Source organism: Streptococcus parasanguinis (assembly GCF_019929185.1).
GTDB lineage: Bacteria > Bacillota > Bacilli > Lactobacillales > Streptococcaceae > Streptococcus > Streptococcus parasanguinis_O.
This window is the reverse complement of the sequence record NZ_JAHZPC010000005.1, coordinates 130,772-155,147: the sequence shown is the minus strand read 5'-3', so window position 1 is coordinate 155,147 and position 24,376 is coordinate 130,772. Positions and strand designations below refer to the sequence as shown.

General features: G+C 44.6%; 19 protein-coding genes and 1 pseudogene. 8 read left to right on the top strand and 12 right to left on the bottom strand.

The features are described 5' to 3' along the window. The first annotated feature begins 59 nt into the window (after positions 1-59). Positions 60-2,774 carry a DEAD/DEAH box helicase family protein gene (locus K1I56_RS05225; RefSeq protein WP_223325446.1) on the top strand — a complete coding sequence of 905 codons (2,715 nt, stop codon included), beginning with the start codon at positions 60-62 and terminating at the stop codon, positions 2,772-2,774. A gap of 55 nt (positions 2,775-2,829) precedes the next feature. Here the strand turns inward: K1I56_RS05225 and K1I56_RS05220 are convergent, their stop codons facing one another. Next, a complete protein-coding gene (locus tag K1I56_RS05220; RefSeq protein WP_223325445.1) occupies positions 2,830-3,867 on the bottom strand; it encodes a zinc-binding dehydrogenase in 1,038 nt (345 codons plus the stop codon). Between the two features lie 78 nt (positions 3,868-3,945). After that, positions 3,946-4,851, bottom strand: coding sequence for a cation diffusion facilitator family transporter (locus K1I56_RS05215; protein WP_223325444.1), 906 nt, complete (start codon positions 4,849-4,851; stop codon positions 3,946-3,948). A gap of 133 nt (positions 4,852-4,984) precedes the next feature. Between K1I56_RS05215 and K1I56_RS05210 the strand changes: the two genes are divergently transcribed. Genes K1I56_RS05210 through K1I56_RS05200 form a run of 3 tightly spaced genes read left to right on the top strand, consistent with a single transcriptional unit; the run spans position 4,985 to position 6,377 of the window. Then, a complete protein-coding gene (locus K1I56_RS05210) occupies positions 4,985-5,524 on the top strand; it encodes a TetR/AcrR family transcriptional regulator (RefSeq protein ID WP_223325458.1) in 540 nt (179 codons plus the stop codon). A 15-nt stretch (positions 5,525-5,539) separates the two neighbouring features. Continuing rightward, entirely contained in the window at positions 5,540-6,010 is a 471-nt protein-coding gene (locus K1I56_RS05205; protein WP_049497947.1) for an HXXEE domain-containing protein, read from the top strand. 34 nt (positions 6,011-6,044) lie between these two features. Next, the gene (locus K1I56_RS05200; RefSeq protein ID WP_049497946.1) at positions 6,045-6,377 is read left to right on the top strand and encodes a hypothetical protein; all 333 of its coding nucleotides are present in this window, start codon (positions 6,045-6,047) and stop codon (positions 6,375-6,377) included. A 48-nt stretch (positions 6,378-6,425) separates the two neighbouring features. On the opposite strand, the gene K1I56_RS05195 is transcribed toward K1I56_RS05200, so the two are convergent. From K1I56_RS05195 to K1I56_RS05160, 8 genes and pseudogenes are all read right to left on the bottom strand, one after another. Beyond that, complete coding sequence (locus K1I56_RS05195; RefSeq protein WP_223325443.1) at positions 6,426-7,364, bottom strand: AEC family transporter; 939 nt, start codon at positions 7,362-7,364, stop codon at positions 6,426-6,428. Between the two features lie 129 nt (positions 7,365-7,493). After that, a pseudogene (pnuC, locus tag K1I56_RS05190) lies at positions 7,494-7,859 on the bottom strand (nicotinamide riboside transporter PnuC); the annotation flags it as partial. Positions 7,860-8,026: 167 nt separating this feature from the next. Continuing rightward, positions 8,027-8,827, bottom strand: a complete 801-nt coding sequence (locus K1I56_RS05185) for an energy-coupling factor ABC transporter ATP-binding protein (RefSeq protein ID WP_195968620.1) — start codon at positions 8,825-8,827, stop codon at positions 8,027-8,029. Then, positions 8,814-9,650: an ABC transporter ATP-binding protein gene (locus tag K1I56_RS05180; RefSeq protein ID WP_223325442.1), complete on the bottom strand. Its 837-nt coding sequence runs from the start codon at positions 9,648-9,650 to the stop codon at positions 8,814-8,816. Before K1I56_RS05180 ends, K1I56_RS05185 begins: the two co-directional genes overlap by 14 nt. Continuing rightward, on the bottom strand, positions 9,626-10,417 hold the full coding sequence (locus K1I56_RS05175) for an energy-coupling factor transporter transmembrane component T (protein ID WP_171963570.1): 792 nt from the start codon (positions 10,415-10,417) through the stop codon (positions 9,626-9,628). The genes K1I56_RS05180 and K1I56_RS05175 overlap by 25 nt, the downstream gene beginning before the upstream one ends. After that, positions 10,417-11,019 (bottom strand): hypothetical protein, encoded by a 603-nt coding sequence (locus K1I56_RS05170; protein ID WP_021153833.1) that lies wholly within the window; start codon positions 11,017-11,019, stop codon positions 10,417-10,419. The genes K1I56_RS05175 and K1I56_RS05170 overlap by 1 nt, the downstream gene beginning before the upstream one ends. Positions 11,020-11,351: 332 nt before the next feature. Beyond that, complete coding sequence (locus K1I56_RS05165; protein ID WP_223325441.1) at positions 11,352-16,751, bottom strand: Cna B-type domain-containing protein; 5,400 nt, start codon at positions 16,749-16,751, stop codon at positions 11,352-11,354. A 302-nt stretch (positions 16,752-17,053) separates the two neighbouring features. Continuing rightward, positions 17,054-18,109, bottom strand: a complete 1,056-nt coding sequence (locus K1I56_RS05160) for an acyltransferase family protein (RefSeq protein WP_223325440.1) — start codon at positions 18,107-18,109, stop codon at positions 17,054-17,056. Positions 18,110-18,228: 119 nt separating this feature from the next. Here K1I56_RS05160 and pabB point away from each other — a divergent pair, with 119 nt between their 5' ends. From pabB to K1I56_RS05140, 4 genes are all read left to right on the top strand, one after another. Continuing rightward, entirely contained in the window at positions 18,229-19,956 is a 1,728-nt protein-coding gene (pabB, locus tag K1I56_RS05155; RefSeq protein WP_223325439.1) for an aminodeoxychorismate synthase component I, read from the top strand. Continuing rightward, positions 19,956-20,606, top strand: a complete 651-nt coding sequence (locus K1I56_RS05150) for an alpha/beta fold hydrolase (RefSeq protein WP_223325438.1) — start codon at positions 19,956-19,958, stop codon at positions 20,604-20,606. The genes pabB and K1I56_RS05150 overlap by 1 nt, the downstream gene beginning before the upstream one ends. Before the next feature lie 358 nt (positions 20,607-20,964). Beyond that, positions 20,965-21,873, top strand: a complete 909-nt coding sequence (locus K1I56_RS05145; RefSeq protein ID WP_223325437.1) for an ABC transporter ATP-binding protein — start codon at positions 20,965-20,967, stop codon at positions 21,871-21,873. A gap of 54 nt (positions 21,874-21,927) precedes the next feature. After that, positions 21,928-22,680 (top strand): ABC transporter permease, encoded by a 753-nt coding sequence (locus tag K1I56_RS05140; RefSeq protein WP_049506404.1) that lies wholly within the window; start codon positions 21,928-21,930, stop codon positions 22,678-22,680. Between the two features lie 20 nt (positions 22,681-22,700). Here K1I56_RS05140 and K1I56_RS05135 read toward each other — a convergent pair whose 3' ends face one another. Both K1I56_RS05135 and K1I56_RS05130 read right to left on the bottom strand, forming a co-directional pair. Beyond that, positions 22,701-23,588, bottom strand: a complete 888-nt coding sequence (locus K1I56_RS05135) for a sensor histidine kinase (protein ID WP_223325436.1) — start codon at positions 23,586-23,588, stop codon at positions 22,701-22,703. Then, complete coding sequence (locus tag K1I56_RS05130) at positions 23,588-24,277, bottom strand: response regulator transcription factor (protein ID WP_223325435.1); 690 nt, start codon at positions 24,275-24,277, stop codon at positions 23,588-23,590. Before K1I56_RS05130 ends, K1I56_RS05135 begins: the two co-directional genes overlap by 1 nt. Positions 24,278-24,376 lie beyond the last annotated feature (99 nt).

The following is a 24,376-nucleotide window of genomic DNA, read 5'->3' as shown; positions in this document are numbered from 1 at the left end:
ACCAAGAGATTCTTGTCCTCCGCTATGATATAATGGGGACAGTACAAGGGAGGAAACCAATGTTACAAGAACTAGCCTTTACAGGCCAATGGAGACGCTATCAAAAACGCGTTCTCGATAAGAGTGACGCTTTTATGGCGGATGGCCATCTGCATTTGGTAGCAGCACCTGGCTCTGGGAAAACAACCCTGGGTATCGAATTTATCCGGCGCTTTGGTCAGCCAACCCTGATCTTAGCTCCTACTGTCACCATTCGTCAGCAATGGGTGGACCGGATTATCCAGGCATTCTTGAAAGATGAAAGCCAAGTGGAGCAATTGATCTCTCAGGACCTCAAACATCCTAAGCTGATTACAGTGGCTACCTATCAGGCCCTACACAGCGCCATGAACCAAGTCGTCGGTCAATCGCAAGCTGAAGATACCGATGACCAGGCAGAGATTGAAACATTTGATTTCAAAGGCTTTGATATCTTTACTACTTTCAAGGCCACCTCACTTGGGACCCTTTGTTTAGATGAGTGTCATCACCTGCGCAATGAATGGTGGAAGAGTTTGGAAGCTTTTCGTCAAGCCTTCCCTGACTTAAAGATGATCTCCCTTACCGCGACCCCTCCCTATGAAGGGGATCCTGCCCTTTGGGATCGCTATATCCGCATGTGTGGTGAGATCGATGAGGAAATCACCGTCCCAGAATTGGTCAAGGAAGAAACCCTTTGTCCCCACCAAGACTATGTTTACTTCGCCTTTCCAACCAAGGAAGAGCAAGAGCAGTTGGATGCTTTTAGCCAACAAAAGAATGCTCTCTTGCAGCAACTGACTTCCGATCCCCTCTTTTGCCAACACCTCCAAACCTGCCAGGCCTTATCGGGTCAGATCAGCGATGATGAATTGCTCAATGAGCCCAAGTATCTCTCTGCTACCCTGATCTTTCTTCGAAGCAAGGGAATTGAGTTTCCCAAACGTTTCCAGGAGCTTTTAGGAGCCAAGAAACTACCTGCTTTCACCATGGACTGGCTTGAAACTCTTCTGCAAGGCCTGCTCTTTCAGGTTCCCCACTGGTACAATCTACCAGAAGAATACGAAAAGCAACTCCTCCATGAATTAAAAGCAGCTAGTTTAATCGATCGAAAACAAATCAAACTAGTCCGCAACAAAAAACAAGACCTCCTGCTCAATCAATCCCTCGGAAAACTCAATGCGGTTCGAGAGATTTTCAAGGCGGAATACCAGGCTCTTGGAAGCCGACTGCGCCAACTGGTGCTAACAGACTATATCCGTCAAGACTTTGAAGTTCATCTAGGAGATAAGGACGCCCAATTCACTCAATTGGGAGTTCTCTCCTATTTTGAATCTATTCGCAGGGAAAGCTTAGAGCTAACTAGTCCTCCTGCCATTGCTGTCTTGACCGGTAGCATCGTCATCATCCCGACAGTCGCTAAGCCAAGATTAGAAGACCTTCTAGGAGCGGACAGGTTGACTTACCAAAGTGTCGGCCAATTATCTCCTGATGACTTTCTCAAGGTTCGTTTGGTTGGTTCTCAACATGATTTGGTGACAGCTGTGACCCAGCTCTTTCAAGAAGGGCTCATCCAAGTCGTCATTGGAACCAAGTCACTTCTAGGAGAAGGCTGGGATGCTCCTTGTGTCAACTCTCTAATCCTAGCGAGCTTTGTCGGCAGTTTTATGCTCAGCAACCAAATGCGGGGTCGTGCCATCCGAGTGTGGCCTGAGGATCCAGACAAGACCAGTAACATCTGGCACCTGGTCTCCATCAATCTTTCCCTAAAGAAATGGTATGAAAAGTCCGATCTTGAAAAGGAAGAGATCGAGGCTATCACTGATCAACTGAAAGAATACAGTCCTGATCTGGAGCTCTTAGAAAGACGGATGAAGCAATTTTTAGGTCTCCATTACAAGGAGCCCTTCATCGAATCCGGTATCGAACGCCTAGCCTTTGACAATATCCGCTATACCAAAAAACAGCTGCAAAAACTCAATGAGGAAACCTTAGAGCGCTCCACCCATCGCCAAGAGCTCCGAGACGGCTGGCAAAAAGCCCTTCCGATTCTGGAGAATATGGAGATTGCAAATGAGGTCCAAGTGGATAAACACTTCCTGCCCCTAGCCCTATTTTTTGACGCCAGGAAGCTAGCTCGTTGGCTGACGGCCGCCACTTTGACCGATGCTTTCGCCAACCTTTTTTACTATTCACATAGAGGAGGAGGGAATAAAGCGTCTCTAATTCTTCTATTCTTCCTAGCTGTTTTCGCTCTCCTTGCTTGGCTCCGCTACTATCTCTATAAGAGTCCTTATAAACGGCTAGAAATCTTTGGCCAGGCTATTCACCAAGCCCTGCTCCTTTCTGGCCAGATCCAGACCCAGGAGACCCGTATCCAAGTCGTACGAGACAGAAAGGATGCCATCAACACGCTGATCTATTTGAAGGGCGGAACCATGCGGGAGAAGGAACTCTTCTCGCAAACCATGATCGAGTTTTTCGCGCCGATTGAAAATCAGCGCTATATCCTGAAAGCACAGGAAAAAGTATCCGATCAGACAGAATATTTCGCTGTACCAAGCCTCTTTGACAAACGGAAAGAGGATGCTCAAGCCTTTGTGGCGCAAATTCGAAAGAGTCTGGGCAAGTATGACCTCGTCTATACCCGAAGTGCCGAAGGCCGTGCCATTCTCCTTGATGCGCGCATCAAGGCCCTAGCCAACAAACAAGAGCGCACCTTCACCAAGAAACAAGTGATGTCGGATTTGAAATAAGATTTTATTTCACTACAAAAAATTCTAGTAGACAGCCTCTACTAGAATTTTTTTGTTAGTCAAGTACAATCATGGCCTTGATAGTCTTGCGTTCATCCATGTCTTTATAGGCTTGATCAATCTCATCCAAGCTATAGCTATCAGTAAAGACACGACCCGGATTAATATCACCGTCAAGAACTGCTTTTAACAAAACTTGTTTATCATAAGTAGTAACTGAGGCTGCTCCACCTGCCACAGAAATATTTTGGGCAAAGGTTGAACCAAGGGCACGGTTATTGTAGTGAGGCACACCGACAAATCCCATGCGTCCTCCATTATGGAGGACTCCAAGGGCCTGCTCAACAGCTGCTGCGGTACCGACACATTCGAGAGCAGCATCTGCTCCACCACCGAGAATTTCTCGCACCTTGGCAATGCCTTCTTCACCACGTTCAGCCACAACCGCTGTCGCGCCTGACTTCAAGGCCATCTGTTGACGGTCTTGGTGGCGACTCATAAGGACAATTTGAGAAGCTCCACGCATCTTAGCTGCGATCACCGCACATTGACCCACGGCACCGTCCCCGATAACGACTACCTTGTCACCCTTTTGCACATTAGCCACACGCGCTGCATGATAGCCCGTCGGCATGACATCAGCAAGTGTCAAGAGGGATTTAAGCATGGCTTCTGTATAATCAGATGGTTGACCTGGAATCTTGACAAGGGCCCAATTAGCAAAGTGGAAACGGATGTACTCTGCTTGGACCCCGTCAGACCAGTTGGTGCCAATGTGGCGGTCACATGTCCCATCATAGCCAGCACGACAGGCATCACACTCCCCACAACCATGGGTAAAAGGCGCGATGACAAAGTCTCCTGGTTTGACCGTTGTAATGGCCTCACCGATTTCTTCGACAATCCCAATGGCTTCGTAGCCACTATTTTGGTGCCCCGCTTCAATATCTGGATTACGGTAGCTCCATAGATCGGATCCACAGACACAGGTGCGAACGATACGGAAAATGACATCATCTGGCGCTTCGATCTGTGGACGTTCCACTTCTACAAGGCCCACTTGCCCAGCTTTTGTATAGACTGTTTTCTTCATAAGAACAACCTACTTTCTATTGCTTACTTACCTACAGTATACACTTTTTCTTAGGCTTCTGCTCGTACCAACTCGTCATTAATGGTGGTGATGATCATGCCCATGTTGTTGATCCACTTCCAACTCTTCGATCTTGCGTTTATGGGCTCGGTGGGTTGCCAAGTCTTCATCGACCTCAATGGTGACGTTTTGAAAGCCACAATCTTTGAGCAAGGTACGAATCGATTCTTTACAAACCTCCATGTGGTTGACATGCTCTAGACAAACATGGACAATGGCGTTTTTTTCCAAACCATCCATGGTCCACAGATTGAGCTGGTTGATACTAGCCACATGGTCCAACTGCTCCAAATCACTCTTAACTTGCTGGATATCTACTCCTTCTGGTACAGCATCGAGGAAAATCCTGAGCGTGCTCCAAAAACGTGGAATGGCTTTTGACAGAATAAAGATGGAAATGGCAAGAGATAAGAGCGGATCCAGAATATACCAGTCAGTAAATCGTAGGACAATGGCCATTAGGATAACAGCCACCCAACCCAAGGTATCTTCCAGAAAATGCAGGCTGAGAATGGATTCGTTCTTGGTTTGTCCTTTGCGAATGACGAGACTCGCTAGCACATTGATGCTGACGGCTATGATTCCAAGCCAGAGGATGCCCTCATCGTTGACAGGTTGTGGGTGAACCAATTTCGTTATATTTTCCAAAATAACCAGAACGGACCCTGTCATGAGAATCACAGCTGTTACCATGGCCCCTAAAAGGCTAAAGCGCTTGTAGCCCAAGGTATAGTGGCTGTCTTCTTCACGATTGGAAATACTCTCCAAAAAGGCGGAGATCCCAATAGCGATTGCATCCCCCAAGTCATGGACCGAATCCGCAAGGACTGCACTGGATCCAAAAATCCCTCCTGCAATAAACTCAACAATGGCATAACTCAAATTCAAGAAAAAAGCGATCCAGACCGCATGTTTTGTCTTCATAATCCTTAATCCTCTGATATAATAGATTCATGAACATCATGTTCATTATCTATTATCCACTACTATCAACAGAAAGGATAGGAGCAAACTGTTTAGGGTGTACGTTACTGAACAATTTGTTCAAATTGTCCATATGAATACTCAGGATCGTCGCATCACCAAAACTCGAAAAGCTATCTATCAAGCTTTCTTACACTTACTCAACCAAAAAGACTACGAGGCCATCACCGTTCAGGAAATTATAGACCTTGCTGATGTGGGGCGCTCGACCTTTTACAGCCATTACGAGAGCAAGGAATTATTGCTAGATGAACTCTGTCAAAAACTCTTTCACCATCTCTTTGAGCGTGCTGAACACCTCTCACCACAAGACTATCTGGCCCATATCTTTCAGCATTTCAAGAAAAATCAAGATCATGTGACCAGTCTCTTGCTCTCTAAAAACGATTATTTTATACGGCAACTGCGAAAAGAACTAGAACATGATGTCTACCCAATGGTAGCCGACGAACTCATCAAGGCCCATCCAACTCTCCCTCACTCTTACCTCAAACACTTGGTCGTCAGCCATTTCATCGAAACCCTCAGCTGGTGGTTGAAAAAAGGCAAGTCCTACACCGAACAAGAAGTGATCCAATTTTATTTGGAGATTCTAAAAGTGGGCTCGAACTAGAAGGGAGTATTTTCAATGACCAGCGTGCAATTTTACTTTCTATTTCCATCACTCTTCATGCTTCACGAACTCGAAGAAATCGTTTGGATGCCATCCTTTGTCAAAAAAATATCAATCCAGTATCCAAACAATCGAATCCTAACTTATTACACTCCTTTTGCTTTCAACTTTATTGTCTTGGAACAATTTCTCATCCTAATGACGTCGCTATATCTTAGTTACCAGTTTAATAACTATAGCATTTACGCAAGCATCATAATCGCTTATATCTACCATGTGTTCGGACATCTGATTCAGACAGTCGTTATTCGAAAATATGTGCCTGGGTTGTTAACGGGCATTTTAACAAGTTTGTTTGCTCTTTGCAATCTCAAAAATGAATTTCCAATTAAACTTTATGGTTACTCTCTTTTTACCTTATTGGTTATTATTTTAAATCTTGTAGTATCATTTATGATTCTTCATAAAATCAGTCATAAAAAATAGTACTCAGGCAATCATATCTTAGAAAGGAAACCCTATGTTCTTCCCCATTCTTCTCGGCTTTTTTACAGCCTTCTTTGCCCTTGCTTTTGTTCTTCTTCACTTATTGGCCTCCCTTTCAGAATTTAAAAAGGGAAATCACACTTTAGGAAATACATTTCTCCTCATCGGAAGTAGCCTTGCGACCTTATCTCTCATCCTCTACTTCTTTTTACCGATTGTCTCTCTAGCCCTTTGGCTGATCGGATGTGGTTTGATTTGCTACGGAGCCTATTGGAATGGAAAACACAAAGGAAACTTCCACCCAGTCCACCACCTGATTCGGATGGGCATCGCTCTGGTGATTACAATTTTATTAGCTCTCATATAAGAAAAGCTCAGGTTTTCAAAAAACTTGAGCTTTTGTAGTTTCTATTTATTATGCCATCAACACCATGAGTATCGGAATGACCACCATGGTAGCAAGGGTCGTCTCTGTCACCATGACCGCTGCGTAATCACTATCAGCTCCGTAGAGTCTGGCAACGACCGGGGCATTGGTCATCACTGGCATAGCGGACTGGATGATAAAGACTTGCTTCATCAAGCTTGGTAGAGGGGCCCAGTAAACAATGGTCGCCATTAGGAGTGGAGCAACCAGGAAGCGTCCTAGTAGAATGAGGAGCTGATCTTTTCCAAGCACCAACTGCTTCACGCCTACATGAGATACCGACAAACCGATGAAAATCATGGATAAGGGGGTTGTTAAATTGCCCAGATACTGCAAATCACTGGCTAGAAATGCAGGGAGCTTTATCTGCAGCATCACCATGACTAGTCCTAAGATGAAGCCCATCAAAGGAGGTGAAAAGACTTTTTTCACACTTGTTTTGAGATCAAACTGAGCTTCTCCCTCACCATCCCGCTGGATCAGGTAGGTCCCCAAAGTCCAGAAAAAGGTCGTATTACACATGTAATAGATCAAAACATAAGGAATACTATCATCCCCGAAGAGAGCTTGGTTAATGGGGAGTCCCACGAAGATGGTATTGGAGTTAAAAAACATGGAAATAAAGAGGCCACGGCGGTCCTGTCTCACTGCAAAGATCTTAGCTACTGCTGTCGCTATTCCAAGCAAAACGACCATAGACAGGGCAGGAAATCGCAAGGCTGGCAACATTTTTAGGAGGTCAGCCGCTGTAAAACGCTGTGTGATGGTGTAGAGCATATAGCAGGGAAGAGCAATTTGAGTAACTAGCTTTGCGATCAAGCCACGTGACTTGTCATCAAACCAGCCTTTCTCACCTATGACAAAGCCCACTAAAATCATGCCCAGGATGACGAGAATCCCTGATATGCTCCTCAAAAAGATGTCCATGTTCTCCCCTTTTCTTTTTTAAATTTGAACTAAAAAAAAACATTTTTTACAAGTCTCAAAAACTACTCTAGTATATCACAAAAAGAGGTGGCGCAACATGCCCAACCTCTTGTATTTTATTGATTGTTACTAGTAGCCTTTCTTGGCCGCCTTGGTCCATTGGTACCAACCAACCAGACTATTGATCAAGTAAATAAAGTATTTCCCTTGAATTTGAAGGCTTTTTCCCCACCAAAGATAGATGGAGAATACATTGGTAGCCGCCCAGAAAATCCACTGTTCGCGGTAGACAGCCGTCATCAAGAGTTGGCCGACACCATTGGTCGCATCTGTAACGGAATCCCGGAAAGGCCGATTGGCTCCAACTGATTGGTAAATATAGCCAAATACCAGCCACCAAATGGCACTGATCGACAAGTACTTGGTCCAGCCTACCGCATCCAGCTTACGAGCAACAAACTCTTGCTCTTCTTTTTTAAACTGGGCTTGGTAAATCAAAAAGTGTTAAAAATAAGACAGTAACCTCAGAATAGATACTGTCTTATCTCTTTTTTTTACTTAAAGCCTTGATAGACTTGACAAATGGTAGAAAAGAACCGTGAGTTCTTGCCAGAAGCTGAAGTTAATCCTTCAACCTGGAAAACCCGCAGAGGTGACTTTTTCTATACATCTCGATTTTTCTGGCAATAATCATTAACCGATAAATATGTCTGTGAATCACCCAGCGACTCCGCTATGTCCATAATCCGCGGTGGTAGTAATCCCACTCGCTGGACAAGTTCGCGATCGCTGAACAATTCCCGTGGACTGCCGGCGAAGCTAAACTTCCCGTGTTCCATAACATACACCGACTCAAACTCGGCGGCGACCCAATCCATGTCATGGGTGATGGTCACAACTTGGTGGCCCGAATCAGCCAACTCATGGAAAATTGCGGTCAACTTGCGCCGGCTTTCCCAATCAAGCGACATCATCGGCTCATCAAATAAATAAATCGCCGGATCCACTGCCAAAACTGTGGCAACACTCAACAGCTTGCGTTCCGACAATGACAGGTCATATGGACTTTCAGCTGTTTTATCATCCAAGCCAACTCTTTTTAGAGCCGCTAAAGCCCGCCTCGTAATCGTGTCGTGGTCATCCATGACCTGCGCGACACTCCACTCCACCTCTCGTTGAACGGTCGGGTTGAAAAGCTGATCGTCAGGATTCTGAAAAGTAATCCCAACCTTCAGTAACTTTTCAACTGGTTTAAGATCATTAAAATTTTCTCCATCGATCTTAATCACACCGGTTTGTGGTGTCAGCAAGCCCGTCAACAATTTGAAGAGCGTTGATTTACCGGCACCATTTTGGCCGACAATCGCCACCATCGGATCGGTGAAGTGTTTGTCTTCAACATCCAAGCTAAAGGACCGTTCCGGATAAGTGAACGTCAGGTGGTTCAGTTCAATTGTGGACATAACAAGCCTCCTTCAGATCAGCGTCATTCACCGGATACCGGCCATCAGCCAAGTGCCAATCCATTTTTTGAGCAAGTTGCTGGATTGTCGGGGCTGGAATCTGCCAGTCAGCTGCCAAATGATTAAACACCTCACCCGGCCTGCCCTGGGCTACCATTTGACCCTCGTGCAGCACCCACACAACGTCGGCGACTTCGCACAAATCGTCAATTTCACTGGTGACAATGAAGACAGTCGTCTCTTTGACTTGGGCCAGCCATTGGAAAAATTGCCGGCGGCCAAGGGGATCCATCTGACTGGTCGGATCATCCATAATCAAAACAGCCGGATTAGCCACAATCGCCGTGGCAATTGCCAACCGCTGGACCTGACCACCGGAAAGGCTCTCGGGACTCAAATTCAGCTGTTCAATCAGCCCCATTTGCGTGGCAACTTCTTCAACCCGTTTTTGAATCAGTCCTTCAGCCATTCCCTGATTAATCAAGTCAAAGGCGATTTCATCGGCAACCGTTTCTGCCAACCCGCTTAGTTGGCCAGCTGGATTTTGCAGTACAACTCCATTCATGGCATTATAAACGGGCCAATTGTCGGACACTCGCTGGCCAAACATGTGCCAGTCGCCCTCAATCTCAGCAGACACAATTTTGGGAATGACCCCTGCCAGCACACGGCACAAAGTCGATTTGCCGGAGTGGCTATTCCCGATAATCCCAACCACCTGGCCGGTATGAACCTCCGCGTTAATCTGACGCAGTTGTGGTTGCTCAGTACCCGGATAACGGGTGGTCAAATTTTCAATTACAATCCGTTTATCTTCGTCCATATCTTCCACCCAATCAATAAAATTGCCAATCCAGTCAGACCAATGTGCAGCGTCCGCGACAGGCGATACACGCGCTGGGAGGTTCTGACAGTCCGGTTGGGATTATCAAAACCTCTCAGTTGGAGAGAAATCGACCGCGCCATCGATTGATCCAAGGTCTTAATCACCAATGGAATTAGAACCGGCAGGACTGACTTTAATTTCTGAATCAACGTTTTTTGCGGATTGGTTCCGCGAACTTTTTGTGCCTGCTGGATTTTCCTCATATTGCGCATCATTTCCGGCAAAATATAACACACCGACATCAGAACGTAGACGGTTTTATAAGACAATCCGGACAGTTCCAAATAGGCCGCGTTTTCTGAAATACTCGTGGTCACCATAAAAAAGCCACTGGTCAAAATAATCACCAATACTCGACAACCCAGAGTGGTGGCGTAAATCAGGCCTTCTTTGTAGAACGACACCCCAAGCACAGAAAACAGCACAGTTTGATTCCGACTGTAAAATAACCCTTGGATGATCAGCATGGTGCAAATCAGAAACAGACTGAATCCCAGCGCCTTAAAGATGGTAGAACTCAATTTGGAAAATAACAATAGCAGTGTTGCGACAAGAATTAATCCGGCCTGAAGCAATAAATTCATACTGGCAAAGCTCAACAACGTCATGTCCAAGATGAACAAGAGCTTAGTAATCGGATCGATCACCTGGTACCACTTGAGCTTGACCCGTGGCGCTCCAGAAATCAATGTTTGATCAGTCATCATTTATCACCGCTAAAGAAGTGCACCATCCGCTTCGGCAGCTGACGATAGATGAAGAATGCCAGGTAGGCCACGCAGACTTTATCCAAAATATCCAAGACAAACTCATCGGTAAATGAGGCCAGCCACACTGGTGCATGATTGGCGACCATTACCGCAAACAATGAGTCACCCCAAGCGATACCGGTCTGACCACCCCAAAAGATGACGTTGAGTGGCGTTGAAATGACAGCTGAAACGATGGCAATAATAATAGCAGAAACAAATACTCGTCGCGCTGACGAGAACCACCCATTGGCGTGCAAAACTCCGACAGCAATCCCAATTCCGATGCTGGTAATCGCATACACGGTTGAAATTGGCGATAAGGTCAGTCCATAGATCACGTTGTTGATGAAACCACTGATGGCACCGGCAACCGGCCCAGCCAACATGCTGGCAAGAAAGGTTCCCAAAGACCCCAGCCAAACGGGCAACTTTAACCCCTCCGCCAAGGCTTTAGCAACATAGTTAATCCCCACGGCAGCGGGAATCAAAGTCATGGTGGCAGCACTTAACTTAAATTTCCACATACTGGTACGATGAATCGGTTCTGTTTTCATAATCTTCTCCTTTTGTTTTTAAAGAGCCGTGTCTGTTTAGACTTTCGGACGCAACGCTCTATAGATTTTCGATTTGAACCGCTTCTCCTTTCACAGATCCCTTAGTCGACATCAGGGATTTTCTTGAAAATGATTGTTCAACAGTTCACAACTAATCATACTCCGATTTTCATAGAAGTCAAGAATTTTCTGAATTTTTTTTGAAAACGTTCGGGAATTAAAAAATAGAGCAAGCGCCCATGAGAATGATCGCAAGACAATTATAAGAGGCCACTATAAAAAAACAAACACCATTTCTGGTGTTTGTTTCATTTTATAAAGGAAGCACTAGCTTATTTTTTCTTTTTCTTCAAAATATAAGCTGCAATGCTTGCCAAGACAAAGGCTAAAACTAGGCTAATAATAGAGATGGTCGTACCCGTATTTGGTAAGAATCCTAAGATCTTGCCTGGTTTCTTCGGCTCTGGTTGGCTTGGTTTTTTAGGTTCAGGTTGACCCGGTTTCTTTGGTTCAGATGAACTTGGAGGAGTTGGTTGTTTTGGAGTTTCTTTTGGAACATGCTTGTTAGTAATCACAACATTTCCTTTACCATCCTCGTCGTTACGAGCTTCATAGCCCTTTGGAACACTGACTTCTCTCACTGTATAAGTGATGGTGTTTCCATTTGCTTTTTCATCTAAATCTGCAAAGGTATGGGTCCACTTGTTTTCAGCTGACAATTCTACTTCTTGACCGACTTTTTGATCATTGGCATAGAGTTGAACGCGAATACTCTTCGGACGAATTCCATCCTTGTCATTCTCGTCATCCCACTTCTTAGTGACCGTGACGCTTGTCTTACCAGGTGCATGGGTATTGGTAATGGTATAAGCAGCCTGATCAATTGTAGTCGTATATTCAGCTACCTTCTCTTCTTGAAGAGTATAGACGATTTCTTTTCCATCCTTGAATTTTGGTAGAGCTGTGAAGCTTTCTTTCCAATCTGTCGCATTCGTGAGTTCTTTTTGAGCAACTTTTTCACCATTGGCAAGAAGATTCACCACGATACTTGCTGGACGAAGACCATCTTGATTGTCTTGGTCATTCCAGATCTTGGTCACTGGAATATCGATTACTTCTGGCGTATGGGTATTGGTCAAGATCGTGTGAGCAGCGTCAGAAGTATCAGCAGATACTTGGTAGCCTTCAGGAACAGAGACTTCTTCCACACGGTAGCTGATAGCTTGACCAGCTTTCTTTTCAGCTAATTTGCTAAAGGTATGAGTCCATTGATTGTCCGCTGACAATTCAACTGGGTCTCCTACTTTTTCATCCCCAGCATAGAGTTGAACCTTAATGGATTTTGGACGAAGACCATCTTGGTTGTTGGCATCTTCCCATTTCTTCGTGACTTTCATCTCTGTCAAAGCTGGTTCATGCGTATTGGTCAAGACAACATTGGCCTTGTCCTTATCATTTACCGTTACTTTGTAACCATCTGGGACAGTTACTTCTTTGACTGTATATGCAATTGCTTTTCCGGCTGCCTTGGTATCAAGGTTTTCAAATGCACCTTTCCAGTCATTCGCTGCTGAAAGTTCTACCACTTGATCCGTCGCAAGACCATCTTTGTATAATTGAACTTGAATGCTTGCTGGACGGAGACCATCTTGGTCGTCTCCATCTTCCCACTTCTTGCTCACTTCTACTTTGGTCTTTTCTGGTTCGTGCGTGTTGGTCACGACTACTTGACCTGGGTTAGTTGCTTCGACAGCTTGTGTGTAGCCTTCTGGAACATCGATTTCCTTGACTGTATAGTTGATAACTTGGCCAGCTTTCTTCTCATCTAGGTTTGAGAAGGTATGGGTCCATTTGTTATCTGCTGACAATTCAACAGCCTTACCAACCTTTTGATCACCAGCATACAATTGAACCTTGATTGTTTTTGGACGAAGGCCATCTTGGTTATTGGCATCCTTCCAGTTTTTCGTAACAGTCAGGCTTGTCTTACCTGGTTTGTAAGTATTGGTAATTGTAGTGCCATCAATCTTAGTGGTGTAATTGTCCACTTTGTCTTCTGTCACTGTGTAGACAACTTTTTGACCATCTTTATAGACGGGTAGGTCTGTGAAGGTATGAGTCCATTCATCTCCTTCACCAGTCAGATCAAGAGCTTGCACCTCTGTTCCATTTGCCAAGAGGTGAACTTTGATGGTAGATGGGCGAAGACCATCTTGGTTTTGTGCATCATCCCAGACTTTCTTGACTGTAACCGTCGTGGTCTCAGGAGTGCGCTTGTTGGTGATGGTGGCTTTTCCATCTGTAAAGCTAGCTTCTTCTGTATCGACCGTATAATGAGTCGGAACTTTCACTTCTTTAACAGTGTAGGTAATGAGCTTGCCATCACTGTCTTTATCTGGAAGATTCGTAAAATGGGCTTTCCAGTCTGTTGCGGCTGAAACCGTGACTGGTTTTCCTTGAGCTTTGCCATTCTTGTAGAGTTGGAATTCCACACTTGCTGGGCGAAGCCCTTCTTGGTTGTCTTGGTCATCCCAAACTTTTGAAGCTTCAAGATCGATATACTTGATATCTGCTTCATTAGCGATCTCAACTGGGACTGCTTTGGATCCGACTGATTTTCCATCCACCGTGACGTGATAGATTTGTTTGTCCGCATCATAGGTGACAACCACAGCATGTTCTGTTTCATCCAACTTGTAGTTTTCAGATGCTTTGGTTTCTTTGAGCGTATAGGTTCCTTCTGTTAAGGTGTTAAAGGAAAGTTCCCCTTTTTTATCAGAAGTTGCCGTCGCAACAACCGCACCGTTTGCATCAGTTAAGGTAAATTCAGCACCTTCAAGAACTTTCTTAGGATCATCCTTGTCCACCTTCTTGACGTGGAAAGCAGCCGAGAAGATTTGTGCAGTTACGGTATTAGACTCACGATTTCCTTCATGACCTTTCGCCTTGTATCCAAATTGGTTATGGGCTTGAACAAGACCGGAACGACCGCCGTTGTCTTCGTTGTCTTTGGTACGTTCTTGCATCAAGGCCTTGACTTCATCGGTCAATTCACTTGGATTCACAACTGGGACACCAAAGCTGGCTTCGCCACGCGCAGGAATCGTGGTTCCTGCATTTGCAACTAACTTGATTCCTGTTACTTGACTGTAATCAGTCACAGCTGTCGTCCAGATATCCTTGTCAGCAGCTTGCGCCATGGTATCTGTCGTAACGCCTGTATCAGTTGTATAGTAGACCGTCCATCCTTCTGGAGCTGTCACTGGTCCACGAAGGCTGACCGTGTATTCTGTCATCCGACCAGATCCGTCTAGTGTGTTAACGTCTTTTACTTTTGGTAGGACATCATAGACGACTCCGTCTTCTACTGCCTTATCCGTATTATTTTTAATGGTGAGTTTGTAGTTAAAGGTTTCACCTGGTTTGAAGGTACGTGTCACAATCGAAGCGTCTGACAGGTCATCATTTTTAGCGATATATTTGCGTGCATAGATTCCTTCAGCAGCAACAATCGTATAGTTTGATTGAGCATATGGAATTTTATCCGTTGTTGAACCATTTCCGTTCAGATCATACACATCTTCCGTGACCCGATCAGGGTTGGCATTTTCAAGATCGTGGATCCCATTTCCAGCGACATAAACTTTATTGGTGAAGGTCCCACCATCGTCTTTCCCTTTCAGATCGGCCACGATAAATGGTAGACGCACGCGATTAAGATCTTCAAGAGAAGCTTTAATAAACTCTTTTTGGTCCAAATGCATCACAATAGCGGTTCGACCTGAATTGTGGTAATTTTCAATGACCTCGTAGCTCTTAAGGAATTTCATACCTTTTTCACTAGAGGCAAGGTTTCTCTCAAAATCTTTAAAATCGACTTTAAGGGTATTCGGATCATAAAGATCAATAATCCGTAGGTCTCCATAATTCTTATCAGGATCTAAAACTACTTTGGTTGCCATCAAACCAAAACGAATATTTTGTCCATCAGTATAGCGAACATCATTGTAATCAGTCGTTTTTGCAATTTCAAAGCTTTCCTTCATAGGGATCAGCTTGAAAGTCCAATCTGCTGACTGATCTTTGGCAACATTTGACTGTGTTTTATAGGTCACACGGCCTGTGTTCTTGTAAACATTTTTGGTCGCATCCGTTTCATCGTAACGCGTCTTTTCAGGATCCTTGAAGCTTGTATAGCTATTGAGGGTAATTCCCTGACCAGATTGAAGGACAAAATCATCCTTCATTTCCATCCGCCAGCCCACAACGGTTCCATACTTGGTCAAATCAATTAGACCGTTCCCGTCTTTATCTGCTTCTGACTGAATTTCTTTCGTACTACCATCTTCCATAGTCAGGATGATTCGTTTGACAATGGTATGGATTTGTTTCCCAATCCCATAGTTTCCTTCCATCAGGCGACTATAATCGATCCTGGTAAACTTCAAGCGAGGGTCCACAGTCTCATCGTAAAAAACAAAATTCTTCTGAGGTGAAGGGGTGTTATTATGAAATTTTAGAATCCACTTGTAATTAGCAGCCTTGTAGTCTGTTGAATCATAAACATCCCCATCAGCCCGTTTGGCAAAGCTTCCGGCTCCTTCAAGGTCACGTGAAGTCAAACGGAAAATAAGGGAATCTTCCGCAGTAATATCTGGTTCTCCCTCTCCACGGTTGGCAGGAATTCCTACGATGCTACCAGTATTGGTCAAATCCTTACTAAGAACGTCCTTGAGGGTTTGGTCTTTTTCTAAGACCAAATCAGGGAATTTCAAGTAGAGGTAACTTGTATCCTTGATTTTGGTCATAAATTCTTGGTGATAAGCTGCTGGATTGTCGTTTGCATCCGCCTTGAACGTCTTCGTAACGGTACCATCTCCATTGTCTACCCAGCCTTCAGACTTGGCTGTATCGAGAACAGCTGTGCGAGTCTTCCCACTCTTATCTGTATAGGTTGGTAACTTATCAGTGATCGTTGCTGATTCTAACTGACGGTATTGACCACCGTATTGACCACGCATTCCGTCCAATTGGAAGGCAAATGGAACAGAAGTTGGTGTTTCAATATAGTTCTTTCCATCCGCACCTTTGACAATACCTGGCATTGCTTCCGCATAGTCCTTAGACATGGCTTCGTTCAAGTTTTGGTTGATGTACTTGGTGAAACGATAATCGTTGTACTTAGGCTTCCAAATGATATCATTGAGCGCTGTTTCTTGCCCATTGATGTTCAAAGTTCCTGTGATATCTAGCGAGTAATTCGTCGGTGGATACCCGATTGTAAACTTCCCGATAAAAGGCAAGGTCAACACTTCTGATTTTTGGTAATTGCTAAAGTGAAGGGTGACTTGATAATCATCACCAACCTTTGTTACCGTTGGTTTATCATGCTCTGAGGCACTATTAAAGTCTGGAATGCTGACTTCTCTGAGGTACTTGCCTGGTACTTTCAAAGTAATCGCGACATCGTTAATGTCGGTTGTCAAATTTTTAGGGGTAATCTGGATATAGCCAGACATGGTATCCCCTGTAAAATAGGACATGCCACCTGGATGGTCTTGTTTGTCCCCATACAAGAGGGTAACATCCAAGGCCCCGTTATCTCCAACTGCTAGCTGGTTGGCATAGGCAGTTACAGCCCCTTGACCAAGCTGGCCTAGCATCATGAGAATCGTTAAAATGACAAAACCTTTGTTCAAAAAGTTTTTCCATAATAAACTAAGCTTTTTCATGTTTTATCTCCTTACTTTTCTTAGCCTTCCAAAAAGGCCCTCCCTTTAATTTTATCAATTATTTTTTAGAATATCTATTGCTTTTCAAATTAAATCATCACTATTCAATAATATAGACATTATTTACAATGATGTCTATATTATAAATCACTATCTGGTACTGATTTCCCCTTTCTTATATCCAAGGGCAAGAAAATAAAACATTTATAAACAAGGAGGAGCAGTCTGCCAATTCTTATTCTTCCTTGATTTTCTTCATACAAAAAAACTCAAACACATCTGCTTGAGTTTTGTACACCCTACTATTGGTTGGTTATTTTATCTAACTCTTCACCATTTGAAGGAATCTTTTGTTTTTCCCTTCTATCTCGTACCCACAGCATGGCCATTCCAAAGAGATGGCTTCCAAACAAGGCCGTCACAAAAATCAGCTTGCCTCTGTCTGGATAAGAGAGAGGGAGAGTCCTAAAGCCATAGCGCGCCCACTCGATAAAGATCGGATGGGAAAAGTAAAGGGCCATACTCATCTGTTTTAAATACTGTAGATCATAGGTTTTTAGAAAAGACGATCGCAGGCAAGCATTGACCAAATAGACCGTCACAAAAGGAAGGAGAAAGAAAAAGTTCTTATCGATTCCTTCATTTCGAAAAATGATCATGCCTTCTAAACAGAAGAGTCCAAAGGCAAGAGCTACTTTTTGCCAACGGTGAACCCTAAAGGTTTGATCATAAAAATGATCATACAGATAGTAACCCATATAGATAAAAACAGGCGTGTAAAAGAGACCATTTCGCGCTGTGAAAAATAAGTTGCTGTAGAGCTGGTAGCCTTTGAGAAGACTTGTGGTGTCCAGATAAGCCGAATAGGTCTCGATCAAGCCCCAGCAATAAAGGATCAAGGTGATCACACCCGTCCAACCCATACCTAGGCGTTTGACCAATTGGTTGACTAAAAACAAGCCCAGCAAAAAGGCCGGGATATACCAGAGTTGGTAGCACATTCCCAGATAGATCAGTGCAATGAGAACACCTGCTGGAAAAAGATAGACAGGGAGTTTGAGGCTAGAAAAAAAGATCCAGGCATATGGTAAATAGACACAACTCCAAAATAGATAGGTTTTAACAATTTTGACCAGATAGGCCTTCATTTTCTTAGAATTCCCTAGGGATTGCTTGAGGAAAAAACTGGCACAGACGATAAAAAATGGCACCGCTAGCCGTCCGAGCATACTCTTGAGTCCAAAATGCAGTGGCTCATAGGAGGTTAAGCGACCACTATGCACCAAAATCACTGCAATCGCAAAGAGGTATTGAAAGAGACTAATACTAGAAGTATTGTAGAGGGGATTCTTTTGCATGGTCCTACTCCTTGCCCAAAGCAGTTTCTATGGTTATTTTAGCATGAAAGGGAAGAGCAAGCAAGGAATCTTTCGAACCTGATCTACCTTTTTCCCTCTATTTTTGATATACTCAAAGCATGCATAAACAAACGATTATTGATTTTAAAGAACTTGGATTGAGACACCTTTTCACCGAGCCTATAAAAGAATTAAAAACAAGAGACCTCGACCAGGTAGAGACTCTTCTAAGAGAGGTAGAAGCCTATCAGGAGGCTGGTTTTTATGCTGTTGGCTATGTCAGCTATGAGGCTGCTCCTGCTTTTGAGAAAAAATTAGCTGTCCATCCTGCACCCCTCATGGGAGAGTATCTCCTCTACTTCACCATCCACCAAGAGGTCGAAACCCTTCCTTTCCCAGAGGACTACGAGGCTGTGGACCTTCCAGCCAATTGGAAGGAAGAGGTCGAGGCTCCTGCCTACCAAGAAGCGATCAAGACCATCCATCACCACATCCGCCAGGGAGACACCTACCAAGTCAACTACACCGTCCAGCTTTCTCAAGATCTAGAGGTGGATCCTTTGGCCATCTACAATCGCTTGGTGGTAGAGCAGAAAGCCCATTACAATGCCTTCATCCAGCACGATGATGTCGCCATCCTCTCCATCAGTCCTGAGCTCTTTTTTGAGCAAGACGACCGACTACTGACCACGCGCCCTATGAAGGGAACGACTCGTCGCGGTCTCACCAACCAAGCGGATCTCAAAGAGGCAGCCTGGCTAGAAGCAGACCCTAAAAATCGGGCGGAAAACATGATGATTGTGGATCTCCTGCGCAATGACATGAATCGGATTTCGGAAATTGGAAGTGAGCAGGTGACCCGCCTCTGCCAAGTCGAACAATACTCCACCGTTTGGCAGATGACGTCGACCATTAAAAGCCACTTGCGACCCGAAGTCGATCTGGTCCAAGCCTTCCAAGCCCTCTTCCCTTGTGGATCCATCACAGGCGCACCAAAGATTTCTACTATGGAAATCATCCAAAAGACAGAAATTGCTCCTCGTGGCGTCTACTGTGGCACGATTGGGATCCTTCTTCCAAGAGGGAAACGGATTTTTAATGTGGCCATCCGGACCCTTCAAATGCAAGGCACCAAAGCTATCTATGGCGTTGGTGGTGGCATCACTTGGGATAGTAAATGGGAAGGCGAATACCAGGAAACCAAACAAAAATCGGCTGTCCTCTACCGACAAGAGCCTCGATTTGAGCTTTTGACGACCGGTCGCATCCATCAAGGAGAGCTGACTTTCCTAGAGCAACACCTGATCCGTTTGAGAGAGGCCAGCCGCTACTTTGCCTATCCTTTTGACGAACCAAAACTCCTGAACGACCTTCAAGAAGAGCTCGCTCATGTAGATCCTAGCCTTGACTACCGTTGTCGCATTGCCTTGCAGAAAAACGGAAGCTTCCAACTGACGATCACCGAGCTAACAGACTTGCCAGCTAGCTATCTGCAGACCCAACTGACCGAACAAAAACTTGATCTAGCAACTCCGTTTACCTATTTCAAGACTAGTCAGAGAAATCATCTAGCAGCTAACCATCACGAGCAGATTTTCTATCTGCCAGACGGAAGCTTGCTAGAGACGACGATTGGCAATCTTGTCCTTGAAATCAAAGGCAAGCTCTATACCCCACCAGCTCATCTCCCATTATTAGATGGCATCTACCGGCGCCATCTTCTTGAGACCCAGCAGGTGGAAGAAAAACTCTTGACGCTGAAGGATTTAGAACTTGCTGACATAGTCTATGCCTGCAATGCCCTTCGTGGCCTCTATCCACTCGATTTTCAAAGAAAGGATTCCTAATGAAACTGATTTTTTTACATGGACTAGGGCAGGATGTCCTCTCTTGGCAAGGAGTCCAATATGCCCTTTCACCCTTGCACTCCAAAACTTTTGATATTTTCTCTCATCCAAGCGAAAGCTATCAGGAGGTCAAAGCAAGGCTGATGGAGCGCCTCCAGCAAGAGAGTGAACCCTTTATTCTGGTAGGCCTCTCACTAGGTGGTGTCCTTGCACTTGATCTCTCCAGCCAAGACTTTCCACAACTCAAGGGATTGGTCCTTGCAGGAACACAATACAAACTCACCACCAATCCCCTCTACAGGCTCCAGATCCTCCTCTTTCGTCTGCTTCCCAAGCATGTCTTTGCAAAGCAAGATGCCAATAAACAACAGATGCTTCAAATCTTGACCGAATTAAAAGGACTCAATCTAACCGATACTGCTAAAGCTTGCTCTCTCCCTAGCTTGGTGATTTGTGGCAGCAAAGATTGGGCCAATCAGTCTTCTTCTAAGAAGTTGGCCAAGCTCCTGCCCAAAGGTCGCTATCAAGAAATCGCAGACGGAGGCCATCTACTCAATACAGAGAAACCCTATGAACTCGCGCAAGCCATCAAGGAGTTTGTTGGTGAATTTAAAAATGAAGAGGCTAGCTTAAAAAACAGTTCCTCTTAATGTAGATAAAGTCATTTATAAAACTTTCCTTAGGTGAGTCCGGACGTCAGCGAACTTCGAAGAAGTTCCATGACTTAGTTTTGGACCTAAGGTTCCAAAACTCCCGAGTGCTAGAAACAATCATGTTTCTAGCACTTTTCTCACAGCGGAAAGTTTTAGTATATTTTGTATTGAATATTAACATTAGAAATTCTTTTTATTTCTTTGCAGAACTACCTATTCAATTTTTTAATTTTTAAGAATTCTATTCCGCGATTTTTTAGAAATATTTGAGAATTACTTGATAGTTATTTGAAAAGCAAGCTGTATACTAAGAGTGTAAAGAAAACAACTAGTCATTTGGACGAAGGAGAAAACCATGGAAAAAGTATTAGAAATTTCCCATTTGAGTAAAAAGTTCGGTCATCAATACGCCTTAAATGATGTGAATCTCACCATTCGCAAAGGCGACGTCTACGGACTGATCGGTAAGAACGGAGCTGGGAAAACCACCCTCATCAAGGTCATCACCCAGCTAATTCAGGAAACTGACGGAAGTGTCTCACTCTTTGCTTCTACAAATCGCTACCAGTGGACGCAAGCCCTAAAACGGGTTGGTTCCGTCATTGAGAGTCCCGTGGCCCATAAGCATATGACCGCTTATCAAAATCTGGTCTACTATTGCAAGGCTCGCCATATCCCAAATCCCGACCAGGTCATCAAAGAAACCCTGAACTATGTCGGCCTGAATAATACGGGTAAGAAGAAATTCCGCGATTTTTCACTCGGGATGAAACAACGGTTGGGAATTGCGATTGCGCTGATTGCCAAGCCCGACTTCCTCATTCTAGACGAACCCATCAATGGTCTCGATCCTGTCGGAATCAAGGAATTCCGTCAAATGATCAAGCGCCTCAACGATGAACTCGGTATGACCATCCTCATTTCCAGCCACATCCTCTCTGAACTCTATCTGGTTGCCAATCGTTTTGGTATTGTCGACCAAGGACGCCTGATCAAAGAAATTAGCAAGGCTGAATTCGAAGAACAAGGAGAAGATTACATCATCCTCAAGACTAGCCAGCTAGCCCTTGCGAGTCAACTGATTCAGGATCAGCTCCATCACCGCATCAAGGTCATCGATAAGGACGGCGAAATCCATATCTTCGGACAGACTCATGATATTAAAGTCATTGTCAAAGCCCTCGTTCAAGCGGATATTGATGTGGACGAAATCTACTATGCCCGCCAAGATCTGGAAAAATTCTTTACGGACTTGGTAGACTAGTCAAACCACCGTCTTGTATTACTTATCCCACATATTTCATTTAGGAGATTTATCATGTTGCATACCATTCAAGCAGATTTTTACAGACTTTTTCGCTCCAAAGGTTTTTGGATCACAGAAGCCATTCTCGTACTCAACATCCTGTCTGGAGTCATCTTTGGAGCTACCGGCCACGTCGGCGTCAATACGGAATCCAAATTGCCCCAAGCGACCGAAGTTTGGACAGGCTTTAAAGCCCTGACCAACTACTCTTCCAGCATCAGTGTGACTATCCTCTTTACCATTATTGTCATCACCTTGGTCCTGGGAACAGACTTAACGCAAAACTTATACAAGAATAGTCTGGCCTATGGCGTTTCGCGCACCAGCTACTACTTTGCTAAAAGCGCTGTTGTCCTGACCATTGCTCTCTTTCAATTTCTTGTTTCTTATGGTCTCGTCTTCTTGATCGCGACCCTCTACAATGGACTTGGCACCATGCCAGAGCACTTCCTTGCTCATTTTGGACTGACCGTGCTGATTCAATTCCTCTGTACCTTGGCTTGGGTCAGCATCATTTCCTTCCTTCTCTATGCTAGCCAATCCATCACCTTGGCCTTCGTTGGCTACTTTATTGGAAATATCCTCTTAAGTCTACCTGCGCTTTTCTTTAAAGATATTGACATTCTCCACTATCTAAACTTGGAGTTCCAATATTCCTTGGTACAGAGCACCACAGCAACAACCAACACCCTCTCAATCGCCCTTGGATTCATCCTTGTTTTCGGCTTCCTAGGACTCGCTACTTTTAAACACAAAGATTTATAACAAAAAGGCTTGAGCAATGCTCAAGCCTTTTCTCTTAGTGTAATGGTCAAAACAAACCAATCTGCCTCCGTTGCCAGTTGCAAGTCTCCGCCTAAGATCTCTACAAAATTTTGAATGATATAGAGACCCAAGCCAGATGACTCTTCTGTATCCGATAGATTTTCTGAGTAGAAGCGACTAGCCAATTGGTCTAAATGCTGAATCGGTTGTTGCACAATATTGCGCAGCTCGACCCGAATCGTGTCTGCATCCGACATCAAGGTCAAACGCGCCTGCTCCTTTCCATGTTTGAGGACATTGCTGAGCATATTTTGCAAGAGGCGCTCCCAGAGCTCTGGATCCGTAGCATAATGAAGATGCTCCTCTATCTCCACCTCTAAGGCAATCCCCGCCTCAGACAAGCTATCATAATACTGGAACAACTGCTGGGTCAGGACTTGGCTGAGATTAACGTCTGTAAGCCGAGGCTGAATAGCTCCCTCCATCAAGCGTCTGTATTCCAAGAGAGATTCCAGGCGTTTTGAGACGACTTGAAGATTGGAAGCAATTTTCTTCAGCTTTTCCTCTTCCTGCGTCCCACCCTTGATGATTTGTTGGGTATAGCCCGAAGCAATGGTCAAAGGTGTCCGGATATCATGAGCAATATTACTGATGGCCATATCCAAGGTTTTCTTCTCTTGAAAGGCAATCCGATTGGTCCGCTCGATCTGTTCAAACAGATCACTGACCTGCTTGGTCAAGGCGACCAATTCTTTTTTTGAGACCTGAGAGGTCAACCGTACCCCACTCCCATTTTGGAGCTTCTTTTGAATCTGCTCCTGCAAATCTTTTAAGGCAGAAAGCAAGCGAAGGTAACCTAGTCCCAAGAGAAGGACAAGGACGACTAGAACTAGAACCAATCCCCACATTACTTGTCTCCTTTCAAGCGAACACCCAAGCCCCAGACGGTTTCAATGTAGTCCTCATCTGGATCGAGCTGAGCAATTTTCTTTCGGAGGTTGCTCAACTGGGCATTGAGTGTATTGTCTCCAGGCAGATAGACTTCTTCCCAGACCGCCTCATACAATTCTTCCTTGGTGAAAATCTTCTTTGGATGCGCCAGTAAGGTTTCAAATATTTGAAATTCTTTTTTGCCCAAGCGAAGCGTCTGTTCGCCAGATTCCAGTTCAAAGGTTTCTGGATTCAGGACCAGATTTTTAAAGGAGAGCTTTTGCGACGCTTGAGCTTCCTGTGCCGGAGAGACGTGATTTCTCAACTGCACCGTCACCCGAGCGGCCACTTCGTCCAGATTAAAGGGTTTGACAATATAATCATTGGCCCCTGCAAGGAGATACTGGCTAATGAGGTGTTTGTCTCCCAGAGCGGTCATCATGATAACCGGTGTCTGACTCTGCAAACGGATCTCCTCAAGGACCTGATCCCCATTCTTCCCTGGAAGCATGATATCCAGAAGGACCAAATCAACAGCTTCTTGCTGGAAGAGCCGCAGCCCTTCTGTACCTGAAAAAGCCTGAAGGACCTCATGATCTTCACTTAAGAGACTGTATAAAATTTCTTGGATATCATCATTATCCTCGATTAATAAAATCCGTGCCACTTGCCTCGCTCCTTTTTTCTTTTCTTGCGAAATCAGTTCTATTCCCCTAGCCTATCAAATAAAGGGACCTTCGTCAATGAAAATCTGATAAAATTCTAT

Excerpts from the sequence above, each read along its gene's own strand:
- K1I56_RS05170 (WP_021153833.1), bottom strand. The coding sequence starts at position 11,019 with ATGAAAACAGAACCGATTCATCGTACCAGTATGTGGAAATTTAAGTTA.
- K1I56_RS05175 (WP_171963570.1), bottom strand. The coding sequence starts at position 10,417 with ATGACTGATCAAACATTGATTTCTGGAGCGCCACGGGTCAAGCTCAAG.
- K1I56_RS05200 (WP_049497946.1), top strand. The coding sequence starts at position 6,045 with ATGTTCTTCCCCATTCTTCTCGGCTTTTTTACAGCCTTCTTTGCCCTT.
- K1I56_RS05225 (WP_223325446.1), top strand. The coding sequence starts at position 60 with ATGTTACAAGAACTAGCCTTTACAGGCCAATGGAGACGCTATCAAAAA.
- K1I56_RS05135 (WP_223325436.1), bottom strand. The coding sequence starts at position 23,588 with ATGTGGGGATTGGTTCTAGTTCTAGTCGTCCTTGTCCTTCTCTTGGGA.
- K1I56_RS05160 (WP_223325440.1), bottom strand. The coding sequence starts at position 18,109 with ATGCAAAAGAATCCCCTCTACAATACTTCTAGTATTAGTCTCTTTCAA.
- K1I56_RS05140 (WP_049506404.1), top strand. The coding sequence starts at position 21,928 with ATGTTGCATACCATTCAAGCAGATTTTTACAGACTTTTTCGCTCCAAA.
- K1I56_RS05150 (WP_223325438.1), top strand. The coding sequence starts at position 19,956 with ATGAAACTGATTTTTTTACATGGACTAGGGCAGGATGTCCTCTCTTGG.
- K1I56_RS05205 (WP_049497947.1), top strand. The coding sequence starts at position 5,540 with ATGACCAGCGTGCAATTTTACTTTCTATTTCCATCACTCTTCATGCTT.
- K1I56_RS05180 (WP_223325442.1), bottom strand. The coding sequence starts at position 9,650 with ATGGACGAAGATAAACGGATTGTAATTGAAAATTTGACCACCCGTTAT.
- K1I56_RS05195 (WP_223325443.1), bottom strand. The coding sequence starts at position 7,364 with ATGGACATCTTTTTGAGGAGCATATCAGGGATTCTCGTCATCCTGGGC.
- K1I56_RS05210 (WP_223325458.1), top strand. The coding sequence starts at position 4,985 with ATGAATACTCAGGATCGTCGCATCACCAAAACTCGAAAAGCTATCTAT.
- pabB (WP_223325439.1), top strand. The coding sequence starts at position 18,229 with ATGCATAAACAAACGATTATTGATTTTAAAGAACTTGGATTGAGACAC.
- K1I56_RS05220 (WP_223325445.1), bottom strand. The coding sequence starts at position 3,867 with ATGAAGAAAACAGTCTATACAAAAGCTGGGCAAGTGGGCCTTGTAGAA.
- K1I56_RS05185 (WP_195968620.1), bottom strand. The coding sequence starts at position 8,827 with ATGTCCACAATTGAACTGAACCACCTGACGTTCACTTATCCGGAACGG.
- K1I56_RS05165 (WP_223325441.1), bottom strand. The coding sequence starts at position 16,751 with ATGAAAAAGCTTAGTTTATTATGGAAAAACTTTTTGAACAAAGGTTTT.
- K1I56_RS05215 (WP_223325444.1), bottom strand. The coding sequence starts at position 4,851 with ATGAAGACAAAACATGCGGTCTGGATCGCTTTTTTCTTGAATTTGAGT.
- K1I56_RS05145 (WP_223325437.1), top strand. The coding sequence starts at position 20,965 with ATGGAAAAAGTATTAGAAATTTCCCATTTGAGTAAAAAGTTCGGTCAT.